Source organism: Salipiger sp. ABN3_019 (assembly GCF_056158605.1).
Window position 1 is genome coordinate 1097141 of sequence record NZ_JBSWTP010000009.1, and the last position, 14821, is coordinate 1111961.

The following is a 14821-nucleotide window of genomic DNA, read 5'->3' on the forward strand; positions in this document are numbered from 1 at the left end:
CGGGCCGGAGGCGGCAGATTTGCGTATTTTGGGAACAATGAAGGTGCTGGCCCGGGAGCGGGCAGCGCCGCGACAAGGAAAGGATGAGCCGTGGTTTCTGTGGCGATGATGTGGGACGAGGGCGCGGACCGGGAACTGGGGCTGCCGCACTATGCCAGCTCCGGGGCGGCGGGCGCGGACCTGCGGGCGAATTTCCCCGACCGGGGCGAGGTCGTGCTGGCACCGGGCGCGCGCGCGCTCATTCCAACGGGGCTGCGCATGGCGATCCCCGAGGGCTTTGAGGTGCAGATCCGCCCGCGCTCGGGTCTGGCGCTGAAGCATGGCATCACCCTGCCGAACACGCCGGGCACCATCGACAGCGACTATCGCGGCCCGCTTGGGGTGATCGTGATGAACGCCGGGCAGGAGAGCTTTACCGTGGCCCATGGCGAGCGCATCGCGCAGATGATCGTGGCCCCGGTGGTGCAGAGCGCTTTTGAGCTGGTCGAAAGCCTGCCGGAGACGGTGCGCGGCGAGGGCGGCTTCGGCTCGACAGGCACGCGCTGATGCTGCTGGTGCTGGGCATCGGCGCGGCGATCTGGGGGCTCGGGTATCTGCTCGGCGCCTCCAAAACGGCGCGGCTCTACATGCTGGGGCTGCTCTATGTGATCGTGTTGATGATCCAGGTTGCCCTGCCCGAGGGCCACGGTCTGCGGCAGCTGACTGGCGGCAGCCCGGCGCTCTGGCTGATCCTTGGCGGTTTCGTGGCGCTGGGACTGGTCTATGCGCTGGTGCTGCGCCGGGTGAAGGCGCGGGCGCAGGCGGGCGAGGCGGCGCGGGCCGCCGAGGTGCCCGCCAAGCCCGGTCGCATGTCGGACACCGAGCTCGAGCGCTATGCCCGCCATATCGTGCTGCGCGAACTGGGCGGGCCGGGGCAGAAGAAACTGCGCGAGGCCAAAGTGCTGGTGGTCGGCGCCGGCGGGCTCGGGGCGCCGGCACTGCAGTATCTCGCGGCGGCGGGTGTGGGCACGATCGGAGTGATCGACGATGATCTTGTCGAGAACGCCAACCTGCAACGGCAGGTGATCCACACCGACGCGCGCATCGGCATGCCCAAGGTGTTCTCCGCGCAGGCGGCGATGGAGGCGCAGAACCCGCATGTGACGGTGAAACCCTATCACCGCCGCATGGATCCCGGCATCGCCGAGGATCTCATTGCCGACTACGATCTGATCCTCGATGGCACCGACGACACGGACACGCGCTATTTGGTGAACCGCGTGGCGGCGGCGCAGGGCAAGCCGCTGGTCTCGGGCGCGCTCAGCCAATGGGAGGGGCAGATCTCGGTCTTCGATCCGGCCCATGGCGCGCCCTGTTATCAATGCGTCTTTCCGGTGGCCGCGGCGCCGGGGCTGGCGCCCTCCTGCGCGCAGGCCGGGGTTCTGGGGCCGCTGCCGGGCGTCATCGGCGCGATGATGGCGGTAGAGACGGTGAAGCTGCTGGCCGGGGCCGGACAGCCCCTGCGCGGCGAGATGCTGATCTATGACGCGCTCTGGGGCGAGACCCGCAAGATCGCCGTGAAGCCGCGCAGCGATTGCCCGGTCTGCGGCGGCGGCAGCTGACCCCACGGCGGGCGCGGCGCGCCGGTCTTGCCAAGGGCAGGGCGCGCGCCATACTGGCGCCACACCAAATTCCCGAGAGGTTTCCCGATGCTTAAGACCCATGCCGTCCCTGCGCTTGCCCCTGCGTTTGCCTCGGCGCTTGCCGCTGCGCTGCTTGCCGCCACGCCGCTTCTGGCGCAGGACCTGCCCGATCTTCAGGGCCGCGAGGTGGTGGTGGTCACCGAGAACGCCTATCCGCCGCTGCAATTCGTCGACCCCAAAAGCGGCGAAGCGATCGGCTGGGAATATGACGCCATGGCCGAGATCGCCACGCGGCTGAACATGAGCGTCGCATATGAGAACATCTCTTGGGATGCGATGATCCCGGCGGTGAGCGAGGGGCAGTTCGACATCGGCATGACCGGCATCACCATCCGCGAGGACCGCGCCGAGATGGTGGATTTCTCCGAAGCCTACATGCGCTCGGAAATGGTCATGCTGGTGCGCGGCGACGAGGATCGCTTTGACGATGCCGCCTCCTTTGCTGCCAATGAAGACCTGCTGATGGGCGCGCAGCCGGGCACCACGCCCTTCTACGTCGGCGTCTACGATGTGCTTGATGGCGATGAGCAGACCCCGCGCATCACCCTTTTCGAAACCTTCGGCGCCAGCGTGCAGGCGCTGCGCGTGGGCGATATCGATCTGGTGCTGACCGATGGCACCGCGGGTGAGGGCTATGTGGCCCCCTCGGAGGGCGCGCTGAAGATCGTCGGCGAGAAGCTCGGGACCGAGGATTTCGGCTTCATCTTCCCCAAGGGCTCGGACCTCGTGGCGCCGGTGAATGCGGCCATTGAGGCGATGCGCGCCGATGGCACGCTGGAGGCGCTGAACAAGACATGGTTCCTCGACTACAAGATGGGCGAATGAGCCCGGCCCGCGCTGCATGAAACCGCAGGCGAAGAAAGACTTTCCCTGGTGGCTGCTGGCCACCGGGGTGCTGGGCATGCTGGCCTATGGCGCGGTGCTGACCAGCGAGGGGCAGGCGCAGGTGCTGCAAACGCTGCTGAAGGGCGTGCAGATCACCCTGTTCGTCACGCTGGTGGGCTTTGCGCTGGCCTCGCTGATCGGCATGGGCGTAGCGCTGATGTCGCTCTCGGGCAGCCTTGTGCTGCGGCAGATCGCGCGGTTCTACACGGAAATCCTGCGCGGCATCCCGATCCTCGTGCTGCTGCTCTACGTTGCTTTCGTGCTGGCGCCGGGGTTGGTGGCGGGCTGGAACTGGCTGGCGGGGCAGCTCGGGATCGAGCCGATCCGGGTGCGAGATTTCTCGTTGCTCTGGCGGGCGATCCTTGCGCTGACCATAGGCTATTCGGCCTTCATCGCCGAGGTGTTCCGCGCCGGGCTGCTGTCGGTGGACGAAGGGCAGATCGAGGCCGCCGAGGCGCTCGGGCTGAGCCGCTTTCAGGTGTTCCGGCTGATCGTGCTGCCGCAGGCGATCCGCACCATCCTGCCGCCGCTGGGCAATGATTTTGTCGCCATGGTCAAGGACAGCTCGCTGGTCTCGGTGCTGGGGGTTCTGGACGTGACGCAACTGGGCAAAGTCACCGCGGCGGGCAACTTTCGCTATTTCGAGACCTACAATGTGGTGGCGCTGATCTATCTGACGCTGACCATTTCCCTGTCGCTGCTGCTGCGGCACCTCGAGGCGCGGCTGCGCGAACGGCCCTGAGCGCGGCGCCGGTGACACGTGCCGGAGCCTCCGGCGGGGATATTTTGATCTAGACGAAGGCGCGCGCGGTGCCCCGTTTTCATCTTTCCGAAAATACTCCCGCCGGAGGCATCCGCCAGCCCCATTGAAGGCGGCGGGCGAAGGTCATAGCTTCGCTGCAAAAGGAGTCTGCATATGACCAACCCGTTGCTTGCCGAATGGCACACGCCCTTCGGCCTCGCCCCCTTCGACCGTATCTCCGACGCGGATTTCGCCCCGGCCTTTGACGAGGCACTGGCGGCGCATCTTTCCGAGATCGAGGCGATCGCCGACAATGCCGAGGCACCCAGCTTTGCCAATACCATCGAGGCGATGGAGGGCGCGGGCGAGGCGCTCGACAAGGTGCTGTCGGTGTTCTTCTCGGTGGCGGGCGCGGACAGCAACGCGGCGCGGCAGGCGCTGCAGCGGGAGTTCTCGCCCAAGTTGGCGGCGCATAGCTCGGCGATCTACTCGAATGCGGCGCTGTTTGGCCGGGTGCGGGACCTCTGGGCGCAGCGCGATACGCTGGGGCTCACGGACGAGGAAGCGCGGGTGCTGATGCTCACCCACCGCGGGTTCGTGCGCGCCGGGGCCGCACTCACCGGGGCCGAGGCGGAGCGGATGAAAGAGGTGAAGTCGCGGCTTGCGGTGCTCGGCACCGAGTTCACCCAGAACCTGCTGAAGGACGAGGCCGACTGGGTGATGCCGCTCACCGAGGAAGACCTCGAAGGGCTGCCCGAGTTTGTCGTCGATGGCGCGCGGTCGGCAGGCGAGGCGGGCGGGCATGACGGGCCGGTGATCACGCTGTCGCGCTCGCTCATCGTGCCGTTCCTGCAGTTCTCGCCCCGGCGCGACCTGCGCGAGACAGCGTGGCGGGCTTGGACCTCGCGCGGCGAGAACGGCGGGGCGACCGACAACCGTGGCATCGCCGCCGAGGTGCTGAAACTGCGCGAAGAGCGCGCGGCGCTGCTGGGCTATCCCGATTTCGCCTCCTACAAGCTCGAGACCGAGATGGCGGGCAGCCCCGAGCGGGTGCGCGAACTCTTGATGCAGGTCTGGCAGCCCGCCCGCGCCGCGGCGATGGCCGATCAGGCGCAGATGGAAGAGATGCTGCGCGAGGATGGGATCAACGATGATTTCCGGGCGTGGGACTGGCGCTACTATGCCGAGAGGCGGCGCCGCGCGCTGCATGATCTCGATGAGGCGGAACTGAAGCCCTACCTGCAGCTGGAGCGGATGATCGAGGCGGCCTTCACCTGCGCCAACCGCCTGTTCGGGCTGGAGTTCCGCGCGCTGGATCAGCCGCTTTACCACCCCGACTGCCGGGCGTGGGAGGTCACGCGGAATGGCGAGCATCTGGCGGTGTTCATCGGGGATTACTTCGCCCGCGCTTCGAAACGGTCGGGCGCGTGGTGTTCGGCGATGCAAAGCCAAGCCAAGCGGCCGGTCACGAAAGCGCCCATCGTGATCAACGTCTGCAACTTCGCCAAGCCATCCAAGGGCAAGCCGGCGCTGCTCTCCTACGATGACGCGCGCACGCTGTTCCACGAGTTCGGCCACGCGCTGCACCAGATGCTGTCGGATGTGGAGTTCGGCTCGGTCTCGGGCACCTCGGTGGCGCGCGACTTCGTGGAACTGCCGAGCCAGCTTTACGAGCACTGGCTGGAGGTGCCGGAGGTGCTGGCCGAGTTTGCCACCCATGCCGAGACCGGAGAGGCGATGCCCAAGGCGCTGCTCGACAAGGTGCTGGCGGCGGCGACCTTCGACATGGGCTTCCAGACGGTGGAATATGTCGCCTCGGCGCTGGTCGATCTGGAGTTCCATTCCGGCAAGGCCGCCGATGATCCCATGGCGAAACAGGCGCAGGTGCTGGAAAACATCGGCATGCCCTCGGCGATCACCATGCGCCATGCCACGCCGCATTTCGCCCATGTCTTCGCGGGCGACGGCTATTCCTCGGGCTATTATAGCTACATGTGGTCCGAGGTGATGGACGCCGACGCTTTTGCCGCTTTCGAGGAAGCGGGCGGCGCCTTCGATCCCAAGACCGCCGCGAAGCTCGAAGAGTTCATCCTGTCGAAGGGCGGCTCGGTCGAGGCGGAAGAGCTTTACACGGCGTTCCGCGGGCGCATGCCCGGGGTCGAGGCGCTGCTCAAAGGGCGCGGGCTGGCGGCCTAGAAGGCCTCGCGGGTGAGGGTGAACCCCTCATCCGCCAGCAGGTTCAGAACCCCTTCGGAGCCGCCCAGATGCGCGGCGCCGAAGGCGGCCACCACCGGCTCCTCGCTCTGCTCGGCAGCCTCCAGCAGCACCGGGATCCACGCCTGGTTGCGGGCGACCAGCAGCTGCGCCTCGGTTTCATCCATCATCTTGTCGACCTCGGCGGGGGCCTCGGGCAGGGCCCGGCGGGCGATCAGCCGCGAGATCACCAGCGTGTCGGCATGGGCCTCTTCGAAATAGGCGGCGAACATGGTGGCGAACTGGTCTTCGGCGGTTTTCGTGTCGAGGATGCCGGTGCGCAGCATTTCGAGCTGTTCCTCGATCGGCTCGGCGTTGAACAGGCGGAACACCGTGTCATAGCTTTCGAGCGCGCGGGTCGGCACGCCCGCACCCTCGGCCAGATCCTCGAGCCGCTTGTCGAGCCCGGTCTTGCCCTGCAGCTGCGCCATGGCACAGGGCGGCGTGGCGAGCATCATCGACAGGTACCAAGGCTGGAATTTCGCGGCGAGGATCGCCGGGATGCCGCGGTCGCGCGCCGCCTCGGCCAGCGCCTGCCATGTCTCTTCGGGCAGAAGGTCGGGCAGGCTGCTGTCTTTGAGCGTCAGCATCCCCGGATCTGCCGCCAGCGCCTGCTGCAGCTGGGTCTCATCGGCGCGGGTCATCTCCAGCAGCAGCGTTCCGGCGCTCTCGACCAGCGGCGCGAGGCGCTCCACCGGCCCGTCGAGACGCTGATCGCCAAGATGCATGGTGCCGATCAGATGGATCACCTCATCGCCGCGCGTGGCGCGCCAATGGTTCCCCGCCGGGAAAGGGATCTCGGCCAGCATCCGGCTGCGCTCGGCCTGTTCGGCCTCGGTGAGCGTGCCGCGCAGATCGCTGCCTTCGCAGGCGGCATGGAGCGCGGCGGGCGCGAGCATCAGGAGCAGGGCAATGAGCGGACGGAACATGCGGGGGCTACCTCACGGGGAACGCGGAACCGGGGCAGGCTAGGGCAGCGGCTTGCCAGCGGCAAGCGGCGGGGCGATGGTGGCGGCCATGTTGCGGGAAAGTGAACTCTATGCGCCGGTAAAGGCGCTTTTGGTCCGGCAGGGCTATGAGGTGAAGGGCGAGGTGGGCGCGGCCGACCTCGTGGCGGTGCGCGGTGACGAAGCGCCGGTGATCGTCGAACTGAAGCTGAAGATCACGCTGGCCCTTTTTCATCAGGCGCTGGCGCGGCTGCGGCTGTCCGATCTGGTCTATATCGCGGTGCCAAAACCCGGCGGGCGCACGGCGCGGCGGGCGCTGAAGGACAATCTGGCCATGTGCCGCCGGCTCGGGCTGGGGTTCATCACCGTCAAGGACGGGCGCGCCGAGGTGCATTGCGATCCGGGCCCCTATGCGCCGCGCAAGAGCAAGGCAGGGCAGGCCAAGCTGCTGCGCGAGTTCCGGCGGATCACCGGCGACCCCAACGACGGCGGTGCCACGCGGCATGGCATCGTCACCGGCTACCGGCAGGACGCGCTGCGCTGTGCGGCGTTCCTGATCGAGGCGGGCGAGAGCCGCGGCAGGGATGTGGCGGCGGCGACCGGGGTCAAAGTGGCGACGCGGCTGATGGCCGACAATCACTATGGCTGGTTCACCCGCGTGCGCGTGGGGGTCTACGATCTGACCGACGCGGGACGCGAGGGGCTGGTGCATTGGGCGGGCAGTTGGGAGGACGAGGCGGCGGAGTGACGCCTCTCCTCGGGCCGTCTGCTTAGGCCTCGCTTGGCGTGGCTTGCAGTTCTGCCTGTGCGGCGGCGGCGCGTTTCGCGCGCTTGGCCAGCACGCGCTCTCGGTAGAGCGTGTAGAGACCCGAGGCGATGATGATCCCGCAGCCGACGAAGGTCCAAAGATCGGGCAGATCGGCGAAGACGAGGAAGCCGTAGAGCGTGCTCCAGATGATCATCGTGTATTGCACCGGGGCCATCACCACGGCCTGACCGACGTCGAGCCCGCGGATGATCAGGAACTCGCCAAGGCCCGCCGTCGCGGCGATGATCAGGCACATGGCCCAGACGCCAAGGCTGGGCGGGGTCTGCCAGATGAAGACCAGCGGCACCGAGCACAGCAGGAACGAGGTGAGGGAGGTGTAGCTGACCGTCGTGGCGATGCTGTCCGCACCGCTGAGGTAACGCGACAGAAGCTGCCGGGCGGCAAAGAAGAGCGCCGCGATGAAGGCAAAGCCGATGGCCGGGTGAAAGACGCCCATGCCCGGTCGGATCACCACCAGCACCCCGATGAAGCCCGTGATCACCGCGGCCCAGCGGCGCGGCCCCACCGGCTCTTTGAGCAGGAGCGCGCCGAAGACGGTGACGATGAACGGCGCGGTGAAGGTCACCGCGGTGGCATCGGCCAGTCCGACAAACCGCAGCGACATGATGAAACAGGCGGCCGAGCTCAGAGCGATCACGCCTCGGAGCATCTGCAGGACCGGGTGCGGCGTGCGCAGGATATGGCTGCCGCGCATCATCAGCAGGACCATGACCCCGATGAACAGGCCCGACTGCCGGAACCAGATCACCTGCATCAGCGGCAGATGTTCGGTCAGCAATTTGGCCAGCATGTCGGTGATGCCGAAGCCGAAAAAGCCAAGCGCCATGAACAGGAAGCCACGGGTATTGTCGTGCGGCGGCTGCTGCAGCGGGGAGGGCGCCGAGATCGGCGCGTAGGGAATGGCCATGTGGGTCTCGATTCTGTGATCTCAGTCAGGTCACCACATTCGGCGGAGATATGCCATGGCCTGCGTGGCTTGCCTTGCGAGGGCGCCGGGCCGTGCACATGTCTCGGGCGCGGGTCGATACGCTCTGCCGGGTGTCATGAAATTTTCTCGGACGGGAGTGTTGACTCAAAACGTGGGCCTGCCTAGCTATGCGTCGTTAGCACTCCACAAGGGTGAGTGCTAATGGCTCTCGGGTCAGACGCCGTCTGGCTATCAGCGGGGGCCTACAGGGACAACCTTTGAGCTATGGAGACTCGAAGATGGCATTCAAACCGCTTCACGACCGCGTGCTGGTTCGCCGCGTTGAGAGCGACGAAAAGACCAAGGGCGGTCTGATCATCCCCGACAGCGCAAAAGAGAAGCCCGCTGAGGGCGTGATCGTTGCCTGCGGCGAAGGCGCCCGCAAGGATTCCGGCGAGCTCATCGCGATGGCCGTGAAATCCGGCGACCGCGTGCTGTTCGGCAAATGGTCCGGCACCGAAGTGTCGATCGACGGCGAAGAGCTGCTGATCATGAAGGAATCGGACATCCTCGGCATCACCGAGGCGGCCTGATCCGCTGATCGCTCCGGGCCTGCGGGCCCGATACGCCTGACCTCAATACAGATTTAGGAGAACTCGCAGATGTCTGCAAAGGACGTGAAGTTCGATACCGACGCCCGCTCGCGCATGCTGAAAGGCGTGAACATCCTCGCCGACGCGGTGAAGGTGACCCTCGGCCCGAAAGGCCGCAACGTTGTGCTCGACAAGTCGTTCGGCGCACCGCGCATCACCAAAGACGGTGTGTCCGTGGCCAAGGAAATCGAACTGGAAGACAAGTTCGAGAACATGGGCGCGCAGATGGTGAAGGAAGTCGCTTCCCGCACCAACGACGAAGCCGGTGACGGCACCACCACCGCGACCGTTCTGGCTCAGGCCATCGTGAAAGAGGGCGTCAAAGCCGTCTCCGCTGGCATGAACCCGATGGACCTCAAGCGCGGCATCGACCTGGCAACCGCCAAAGTCGTCGAAGCCATCAAGGCAGCTGCACGCCCGGTCAACGACAGCAACGAAGTTGCTCAGGTCGGCACCATCTCGGCGAACGGCGAAGCCGAAATCGGCCGTCAGATCGCAGACGCGATGCAGAAGGTCGGCAACGAGGGTGTCATCACCGTCGAAGAGAACAAAGGCCTCGAGACCGAGACCACCGTCGTTGAAGGCATGCAGTTCGACCGCGGCTACCTGTCGCCGTACTTCGTGACCAACGCCGACAAGATGATCGCGGAGCTCGACGACTGCATGATCCTGCTGCACGAGAAGAAACTCTCGTCGCTGCAGCCGCTGGTTCCGCTGCTCGAGCAGGTGATCCAGTCGCAGAAGCCGCTGCTGATCATTGCTGAAGACGTCGAAGGCGAAGCGCTGGCGACCCTCGTGGTCAACAAGCTGCGCGGCGGCCTGAAGATCGCAGCCGTGAAAGCACCGGGCTTCGGCGACCGTCGCAAGGCCATGCTGCAGGACATCGCGATCCTGACCGGCGGCCAGGTGATCTCGGAAGACCTCGGCATGAAGCTCGAGTCGGTGACCATGGACATGCTTGGCACCGCCAAGACCGTGAACATCACCAAAGACGAGACCACCATCGTCGACGGCCACGGTGAGAAAGCCGAGATCGAAGCGCGCGTCGCTCAGATCCGCACCCAGATCGAGGAAACCACCTCGGACTACGACCGCGAGAAGCTGCAGGAACGCGTTGCCAAACTGGCAGGCGGTGTTGCTGTCATCCGCGTCGGCGGTATGACCGAAGTGGAAGTGAAAGAGCGCAAGGACCGTGTGGACGACGCTCTGAACGCCACCCGCGCAGCCGTGCAGGAAGGCATCGTCGTCGGCGGCGGCACCGCTCTGGTGCAGGGCGCCAAGACCCTCGAAGGTCTGGTTGGCGAGAACTCCGACCAGAACGCCGGTATCGCCATCGTGCGTAAGGCTCTGGAAGCTCCGCTGCGCCAGATCGCCGAGAACGCCGGTGTCGACGGCTCGGTCGTCGCAGGCAAAGTGCGTGAATCGGAAGACCTGAAGTTCGGCTACAACGCTCAGACCGACGAATATGGCGACATGTTCTCGTTCGGCGTGATCGACCCCGCGAAGGTCGTGCGTACCGCACTGGAAGATGCAGCTTCGGTTGCTGGCCTGCTGATCACCACCGAAGCGATGGTGGCGGACAAGCCGCAAAAAGATGCGCCGGCCGGCGGCATGCCCGACATGGGCGGCATGGGCGGCATGGGCGGCATGATGTAATCTGCCGGTCCATTTGGACGTCTGCCTTCGGGCAGCAGGCGGGGGGCTTCGGCTCCCCGTTTTGCGTTTGATGCGCCCTTGGCGATGGGGCGTCTCGGCCAAGGGCGGTGGGCATTTCGGCGCATCGCCGCCTTCGCCATTTTCCTTTCGCGGCCAGCGCGCTAGGCTCCGGGTCGAGAACCGCGCAAGGAGATCTGCGATGAAACTGCTGCAGGCCGGACCGTCCCCCTTTGTCCGTAAGGTGCTGGTGACGCTGCATGAAACCGGCCAGTACGAGGATGTCGAGATGGTGCAGGTCACCGCCTCTCCGCTGACGCCTGATCCCGCGCTGGTCTCGGCCAACCCGGTGGGCAAGATCCCCGCTCTGGTGCGTGCCGACGGGCCGACGCTTTACGACAGCCGGGTGATCTGCCGCTTTCTCGATGCCCGCGCCGAGGCCGGGCTTTATCCTGAAAGCCGCATCTGGGACACGCTGACGCTTGAGGCCACTGGCGACGGGATCATGGATGCCGCCGTGCTGATCATCTACGAGGAACGCTTCCGCCCGCGTGAGCAGGTGTCGATGGAATGGATCGAAGGCCAGTGGAGCAAGGTGAGCCGCGCGCTCGACGCGCTCAATACGCGCTGGATGAGCCATCTCGCCGGGCGCGTGGACATGGGGCATATCTCGGTCGCCTGCGCGCTGGGGTATCTCGATTTCCGCCATGACGCCCGCAAGTGGCGCGTCGGGCGCGAGGCGCTGGCCGAATGGTATGACGCGTTTTCCCAGCGGTCCGCCATGCAGGCGACCGACCCGATGGCCGCCGAGGCCTGACCGCGCCAGCCTCGCCTGACCGTGCGCCCGGTGGCTGCCAAAGGGCTTGGGTTGCCAAAGGGCTTGCACGCGGGCGCGCTTGCGCTTAGCTGCCTGCACCCCCGAAATCCCAGCCAAGAGGGAGCCTCCCCATGCGGATGCGCGACACGTTCATCAAACCGATGCACCCCGAGGGACGCAAGTTCGTCGGCATCTTTGCCGCGATCACCGTGGTGCTTTTCCTGATCTGGGACCCGCTGGGCTGGATCGGCGTCGGCCTCACCGTCTGGTGCTATTACTTCTTCCGCGACCCCGAGCGCGTGGTGCCGCAGCGCCCCGGCCTGCTGGTCTCGCCCGCCGATGGCGTGGTGTCGCTGATCGAGCCCGCCGTGCCGCCGGCCGAGCTGGGCATGCCCGACGTGCCGCTGACCCGCGTGTCGGTCTTCATGTCGGTGTTCAACTGCCATGTGAACCGCACCCCGGCGACGGGCGAGATCGTCTCGGTGGCTTATCGCCCCGGCAAGTTCCTCAACGCCTCGCTCGACAAAGCCTCGGTGGACAACGAGCGCAATGCGCTGCGCATCCGCCTTGAAGACGGGCGCGAGATCGCCGTGGTGCAGATCGCCGGGCTTGTGGCGCGGCGTATCATGTGGTGGGTGAAGGAAGGCGACCGGCTGAACCGTGGCGATCGGTTTGGTCTTATTCGCTTCGGCTCGCGTCTGGACGTCTATCTGCCCGAGGGGGTGGAGCCGCAGGTTGCCATCGGCCAGACCATGATCGCGGGCGAGAGCGTCATTGCCGACCTTGGGGAGCCCCTGAATGAATGATCAGAAGCCGACAGAGGATCCGAAGGTCCGCGCCGCCGAGAAGGTGACGCTGATCCAACTGCTGCCGAACGTGCTGACCGTGGTGGCCATCTGCGCCGGTCTCACCGCGATCCGCTTCGGTCTGCAGGGGTCTTACGAACTGGCGGTGCAGCTGATCCTACTGGCGGCGGTGCTCGACGGGCTGGACGGACGTTTGGCGCGGGCGCTGAAGTCGGAGAGCGGCATGGGCGCCGAACTCGACAGCCTCGCCGATTTCCTCAACTTCGGCGTGGCGCCGGGGATGCTGCTGTACACTTGGGCGCTGGAAGACAGCCGCAGCTTCGGCTGGATCGCGGTGCTGGTGTTTGCGGTTTGCGCGGTGGTGCGCCTTGCGCGGTTCAACGTGATGCGCAAGTCCGAGGACAAGGATCACGACAACGCTTATTTCACCGGCGTGCCCTCTCCGGCGGGGGCGCTTCTGGCGATGCTGCCGATGTATCTGAGCTTCGGGCTCGGTGCCGGGCCGATGTTCCCCGATCTGGTGCTGGCGGGCTGGCTGGTGCTGGCCGGGCTGGCGATGATCAGCCGCGTGCCCACGTGGTCGTTCAAGACCACGCGCATCTCGCGCCAGAACGTCAAATACGTGCTGGTCGGTGTGGCATTTGTCGGCGCCGCGGTGCTGACCTACGCATGGATCACTCTCGCGCTCTTCTGTGCGGCCTATCTGGTGGCGGTGGTGATCATGCTTCCGAAGAAACGTATGCGCGGCAGCGCGCCCGACTGAGCGGGACTGAGCAGGGAGGCCAAGATGGCCACAGACGAAGAGTGGGTCTATGACGAGGCCAGCGGCGAGTGGAAGCCCGCCTCCGAGGTGGCTGCGGCTGCGGTGGTCGAGGTGCGTGACGCCGCGGGCAACCTGCTGGCCGATGGCGATCAGGTGGTGCTGGTCAAGGACTTGAAGGTGAAGGGCGCGGGGCAGACGCTGAAGCAGGGCACGGTGATCCGTTCGATCCGGCTCACCGAAAATCCCGAAGAGATCGACTGTCGCCACGACACGATCAAGGGTCTGGTCCTGCGCACCGAGTTCGTGAAGAAGCGCTAATGCGGCTCTTCCGGCCCCGGTGCCACCCCAAAGCAAAAGCGCTCCCCGAGGGGAGCGCTTTGTCGTTTCCGCGATGGCATGGCGCCGATCAGAACTTCATCGACAGGCCGACGTTCAGCGCATTGGTCTTGATGTCGGTCTTCAGCGTGCCGCCCTCGTCGAGATCGGCCTCGTTCCACGAGTAGGTGAACTGATACTCGCCGTAGACCGACCATGTGTCGTTGATCGGATAGCTCACGCCAGCAAGCAGGCGCGCGGCGGGGCCGGTGTACTGATACTCGAAGGTATCATCCGTGCCACCGGTGGTGGCCACTTCGACGTGCGGCACCGCAACACCAAGACCTGCACCGGCGAAGGGGGTCAGCTTGCCCCACTGCTCGGGCCAGCGGCGCATCGCGTTGACGGTCAGGATGTTGATGCCGTCGGTGAACTCCAGCGTCGAGAAGCCGGCATCGTCGCGGTCGTCCTCATTGGCATAGACCTTGGCGTGGGTGAATTCGAGCGCCCAGCCAAAGGTGTCGTTTTGCCACCAAGTGCCGCGCAGACCCCAGTAGGGGGGCATCTCGAAGGATTTGCCTTCCCAGCCGATCAGCTCGTCGAAATCGGCACCGGTGCCGGGATACTCGCCGGTGATGCGGCTGTGCGGCGCGGTTTGCCAGCCGGTATAGACCGAGGCTTCGAAGTCTTGCGCGAAGGCGGGTGCGGCGAGGCCGAGACCAAGCAGCGTGGTGGGCAGAATCAGGGCTTTCATGGCCTTGCCTCCATTTTGGGGAACATCTCTTAACTGGCTAATATCTTCCGCTGTGGCAGGGTTTCAACCGCGACACATCGGCACTCTGATGGATGTGACTGTTATGTTTGCTTTACGGACGATGGGCGGGCCGATAATACAGCCTATGGAAATGCTGCGTTCTTGCGCGGCCTTATCTGCGTGTCGGCCGGCCGCGAAACCGGCCTCTGAGGAATGGAGAAGACCCCGTGTCACAAGCAGAAGATCACGAAGGCACCAGAAGAGATTTTCTCTTCTATGCCACCGGCGGTGCCGGCGTAGTCGCCACTGGCGCGGCCGTCTGGCCGCTGGTCAACCAGATGAACCCGTCGGCGGACGTCCGTGCGTTGAGCACCATCCGTGTTGACGTGTCCGGGGTGGAGTCCGGCAGTCAGCTTACGGTCAAATGGCTCGGCAAACCGGTGTTCATCCGGCGCCGGACCGAAGCGGAAATTGAGGAAGCCCGCTCGGTCACCATGGACCAACTCGTCGATGCCGAAGCCAGGAACGAGAATATCGCCGCCGGTGCAGACGCCACTGACGAGAACCGCACCCTTGACGAGGCAGGGGAGTGGCTGGTCATGATGGGCGTGTGTACGCATCTGGGATGTGTGCCTCTGGGCAATGCGGGCGAGTATACTGCGGGCGGCGTCGGAGGCTGGTTCTGCCCCTGCCATGGTTCGCACTACGACACGGCCGGACGCATTCGCAAGGGCCCGGCGCCGCAGAACCTTCACGTTCCCGTGGCTTCCTTCGTGGAAGAAACCACGATCCTGCTGGGCTAAGGGGAGGCGCTC

Annotated in this window: 16 protein-coding genes; 13 read left to right on the forward strand and 3 right to left on the reverse strand. The window is 65.7% G+C overall.

Annotated elements, in window-relative coordinates; translation table 11 throughout:
* Window positions 1-108 precede the first annotated feature (108 nt).
* The 5 genes from dut (at window position 109) to ACXAD2_RS13450 (ending at window position 5505) form a co-directional block, all read left to right on the forward strand.
* A complete protein-coding gene (gene dut, locus ACXAD2_RS13430) occupies window positions 109-546 on the forward strand; it encodes a dUTP diphosphatase (RefSeq protein WP_203595459.1) in 438 nt (145 codons plus the stop codon).
* Window positions 546-1601 (forward strand): HesA/MoeB/ThiF family protein, encoded by a 1056-nt coding sequence (locus ACXAD2_RS13435; protein WP_475170876.1) that lies wholly within the window; start codon window positions 546-548, stop codon window positions 1599-1601. Before dut ends, ACXAD2_RS13435 begins: the two co-directional genes overlap by 1 nt.
* 87 nt (window positions 1602-1688) lie before the next feature.
* Window positions 1689-2507 (forward strand): transporter substrate-binding domain-containing protein, encoded by an 819-nt coding sequence (locus ACXAD2_RS13440; protein ID WP_475170880.1) that lies wholly within the window; start codon window positions 1689-1691, stop codon window positions 2505-2507.
* 16 nt (window positions 2508-2523) lie between these two features.
* On the forward strand, window positions 2524-3309 hold the full coding sequence (locus ACXAD2_RS13445) for an amino acid ABC transporter permease (protein ID WP_475170882.1): 786 nt from the start codon (window positions 2524-2526) through the stop codon (window positions 3307-3309).
* Between the two features lie 174 nt (window positions 3310-3483).
* On the forward strand, window positions 3484-5505 hold the full coding sequence (locus ACXAD2_RS13450; RefSeq protein WP_475170885.1) for a M3 family metallopeptidase: 2022 nt from the start codon (window positions 3484-3486) through the stop codon (window positions 5503-5505).
* Here the strand turns inward: ACXAD2_RS13450 and ACXAD2_RS13455 are convergent.
* Window positions 5502-6491, reverse strand: a complete 990-nt coding sequence (locus tag ACXAD2_RS13455; RefSeq protein WP_475170887.1) for a TraB/GumN family protein — start codon at window positions 6489-6491, stop codon at window positions 5502-5504. The genes ACXAD2_RS13450 and ACXAD2_RS13455 overlap by 4 nt on opposite strands.
* An 88-nt stretch (window positions 6492-6579) precedes the next feature.
* Between ACXAD2_RS13455 and ACXAD2_RS13460 the strand changes: the two genes are divergently transcribed.
* The gene (locus ACXAD2_RS13460) at window positions 6580-7257 is read left to right on the forward strand and encodes a DUF2161 domain-containing phosphodiesterase (RefSeq protein ID WP_475170889.1); all 678 of its coding nucleotides are present in this window, start codon (window positions 6580-6582) and stop codon (window positions 7255-7257) included.
* A gap of 22 nt (window positions 7258-7279) precedes the next feature.
* Here ACXAD2_RS13460 and ACXAD2_RS13465 read toward each other — a convergent pair whose 3' ends face one another.
* Window positions 7280-8245: a DMT family transporter gene (locus ACXAD2_RS13465; RefSeq protein WP_475170893.1), complete on the reverse strand. Its 966-nt coding sequence runs from the start codon at window positions 8243-8245 to the stop codon at window positions 7280-7282.
* A gap of 299 nt (window positions 8246-8544) precedes the next feature.
* Here ACXAD2_RS13465 and ACXAD2_RS13470 point away from each other — a divergent pair, with 299 nt between their 5' ends.
* From ACXAD2_RS13470 to ACXAD2_RS13495, 6 genes are all read left to right on the forward strand, one after another.
* On the forward strand, window positions 8545-8838 hold the full coding sequence (locus ACXAD2_RS13470; RefSeq protein ID WP_066102444.1) for a co-chaperone GroES: 294 nt from the start codon (window positions 8545-8547) through the stop codon (window positions 8836-8838).
* A 69-nt stretch (window positions 8839-8907) separates the two neighbouring features.
* Window positions 8908-10554 carry a chaperonin GroEL gene (groL, locus tag ACXAD2_RS13475; protein WP_066102441.1) on the forward strand — a complete coding sequence of 549 codons (1647 nt, stop codon included), beginning with the start codon at window positions 8908-8910 and terminating at the stop codon, window positions 10552-10554.
* Between the two features lie 199 nt (window positions 10555-10753).
* Window positions 10754-11368: a glutathione S-transferase gene (locus ACXAD2_RS13480; RefSeq protein WP_475170897.1), complete on the forward strand. Its 615-nt coding sequence runs from the start codon at window positions 10754-10756 to the stop codon at window positions 11366-11368.
* A gap of 131 nt (window positions 11369-11499) precedes the next feature.
* Window positions 11500-12174 carry a phosphatidylserine decarboxylase gene (locus tag ACXAD2_RS13485; protein ID WP_475170900.1) on the forward strand — a complete coding sequence of 225 codons (675 nt, stop codon included), beginning with the start codon at window positions 11500-11502 and terminating at the stop codon, window positions 12172-12174.
* Entirely contained in the window at window positions 12167-12937 is a 771-nt protein-coding gene (pssA, locus tag ACXAD2_RS13490; protein WP_224906440.1) for a CDP-diacylglycerol--serine O-phosphatidyltransferase, read from the forward strand. The genes ACXAD2_RS13485 and pssA overlap by 8 nt, the downstream gene beginning before the upstream one ends.
* Window positions 12938-12961: 24 nt before the next feature.
* The gene (locus tag ACXAD2_RS13495) at window positions 12962-13255 is read left to right on the forward strand and encodes an alkylphosphonate utilization protein (RefSeq protein WP_164184636.1); all 294 of its coding nucleotides are present in this window, start codon (window positions 12962-12964) and stop codon (window positions 13253-13255) included.
* 88 nt (window positions 13256-13343) lie between these two features.
* Here ACXAD2_RS13495 and ACXAD2_RS13500 read toward each other — a convergent pair whose 3' ends face one another.
* Window positions 13344-14006 (reverse strand): outer membrane protein, encoded by a 663-nt coding sequence (locus ACXAD2_RS13500; RefSeq protein ID WP_475170903.1) that lies wholly within the window; start codon window positions 14004-14006, stop codon window positions 13344-13346.
* 227 nt (window positions 14007-14233) lie between these two features.
* Between ACXAD2_RS13500 and petA the strand changes: the two genes are divergently transcribed.
* Window positions 14234-14809, forward strand: coding sequence for a ubiquinol-cytochrome c reductase iron-sulfur subunit (gene petA, locus ACXAD2_RS13505; RefSeq protein ID WP_224906442.1), 576 nt, complete (start codon window positions 14234-14236; stop codon window positions 14807-14809).
* Window positions 14810-14821: the final 12 nt, after the last annotated feature.

What these genes read in the sequence shown, in the direction of transcription:
- ACXAD2_RS13495 (WP_164184636.1), top strand. Translation starts at nt 12,962, where the DNA reads ATGGCCACAGACGAAGAGTGGGTCTATGACGAGGCCAGCGGCGAGTGG.
- ACXAD2_RS13450 (WP_475170885.1), top strand. Translation starts at nt 3,484, where the DNA reads ATGACCAACCCGTTGCTTGCCGAATGGCACACGCCCTTCGGCCTCGCC.
- ACXAD2_RS13480 (WP_475170897.1), top strand. Translation starts at nt 10,754, where the DNA reads ATGAAACTGCTGCAGGCCGGACCGTCCCCCTTTGTCCGTAAGGTGCTG.
- ACXAD2_RS13465 (WP_475170893.1), bottom strand. Translation starts at nt 8,245, where the DNA reads ATGGCCATTCCCTACGCGCCGATCTCGGCGCCCTCCCCGCTGCAGCAG.
- ACXAD2_RS13455 (WP_475170887.1), bottom strand. Translation starts at nt 6,491, where the DNA reads ATGTTCCGTCCGCTCATTGCCCTGCTCCTGATGCTCGCGCCCGCCGCG.
- ACXAD2_RS13485 (WP_475170900.1), top strand. Translation starts at nt 11,500, where the DNA reads ATGCGGATGCGCGACACGTTCATCAAACCGATGCACCCCGAGGGACGC.
- ACXAD2_RS13440 (WP_475170880.1), top strand. Translation starts at nt 1,689, where the DNA reads ATGCTTAAGACCCATGCCGTCCCTGCGCTTGCCCCTGCGTTTGCCTCG.
- dut (WP_203595459.1), top strand. Translation starts at nt 109, where the DNA reads ATGTGGGACGAGGGCGCGGACCGGGAACTGGGGCTGCCGCACTATGCC.
- pssA (WP_224906440.1), top strand. Translation starts at nt 12,167, where the DNA reads ATGAATGATCAGAAGCCGACAGAGGATCCGAAGGTCCGCGCCGCCGAG.
- ACXAD2_RS13470 (WP_066102444.1), top strand. Translation starts at nt 8,545, where the DNA reads ATGGCATTCAAACCGCTTCACGACCGCGTGCTGGTTCGCCGCGTTGAG.
- groL (WP_066102441.1), top strand. Translation starts at nt 8,908, where the DNA reads ATGTCTGCAAAGGACGTGAAGTTCGATACCGACGCCCGCTCGCGCATG.
- ACXAD2_RS13445 (WP_475170882.1), top strand. Translation starts at nt 2,524, where the DNA reads ATGAAACCGCAGGCGAAGAAAGACTTTCCCTGGTGGCTGCTGGCCACC.
- ACXAD2_RS13500 (WP_475170903.1), bottom strand. Translation starts at nt 14,006, where the DNA reads ATGAAAGCCCTGATTCTGCCCACCACGCTGCTTGGTCTCGGCCTCGCC.
- ACXAD2_RS13435 (WP_475170876.1), top strand. Translation starts at nt 546, where the DNA reads ATGCTGCTGGTGCTGGGCATCGGCGCGGCGATCTGGGGGCTCGGGTAT.
- ACXAD2_RS13460 (WP_475170889.1), top strand. Translation starts at nt 6,580, where the DNA reads ATGTTGCGGGAAAGTGAACTCTATGCGCCGGTAAAGGCGCTTTTGGTC.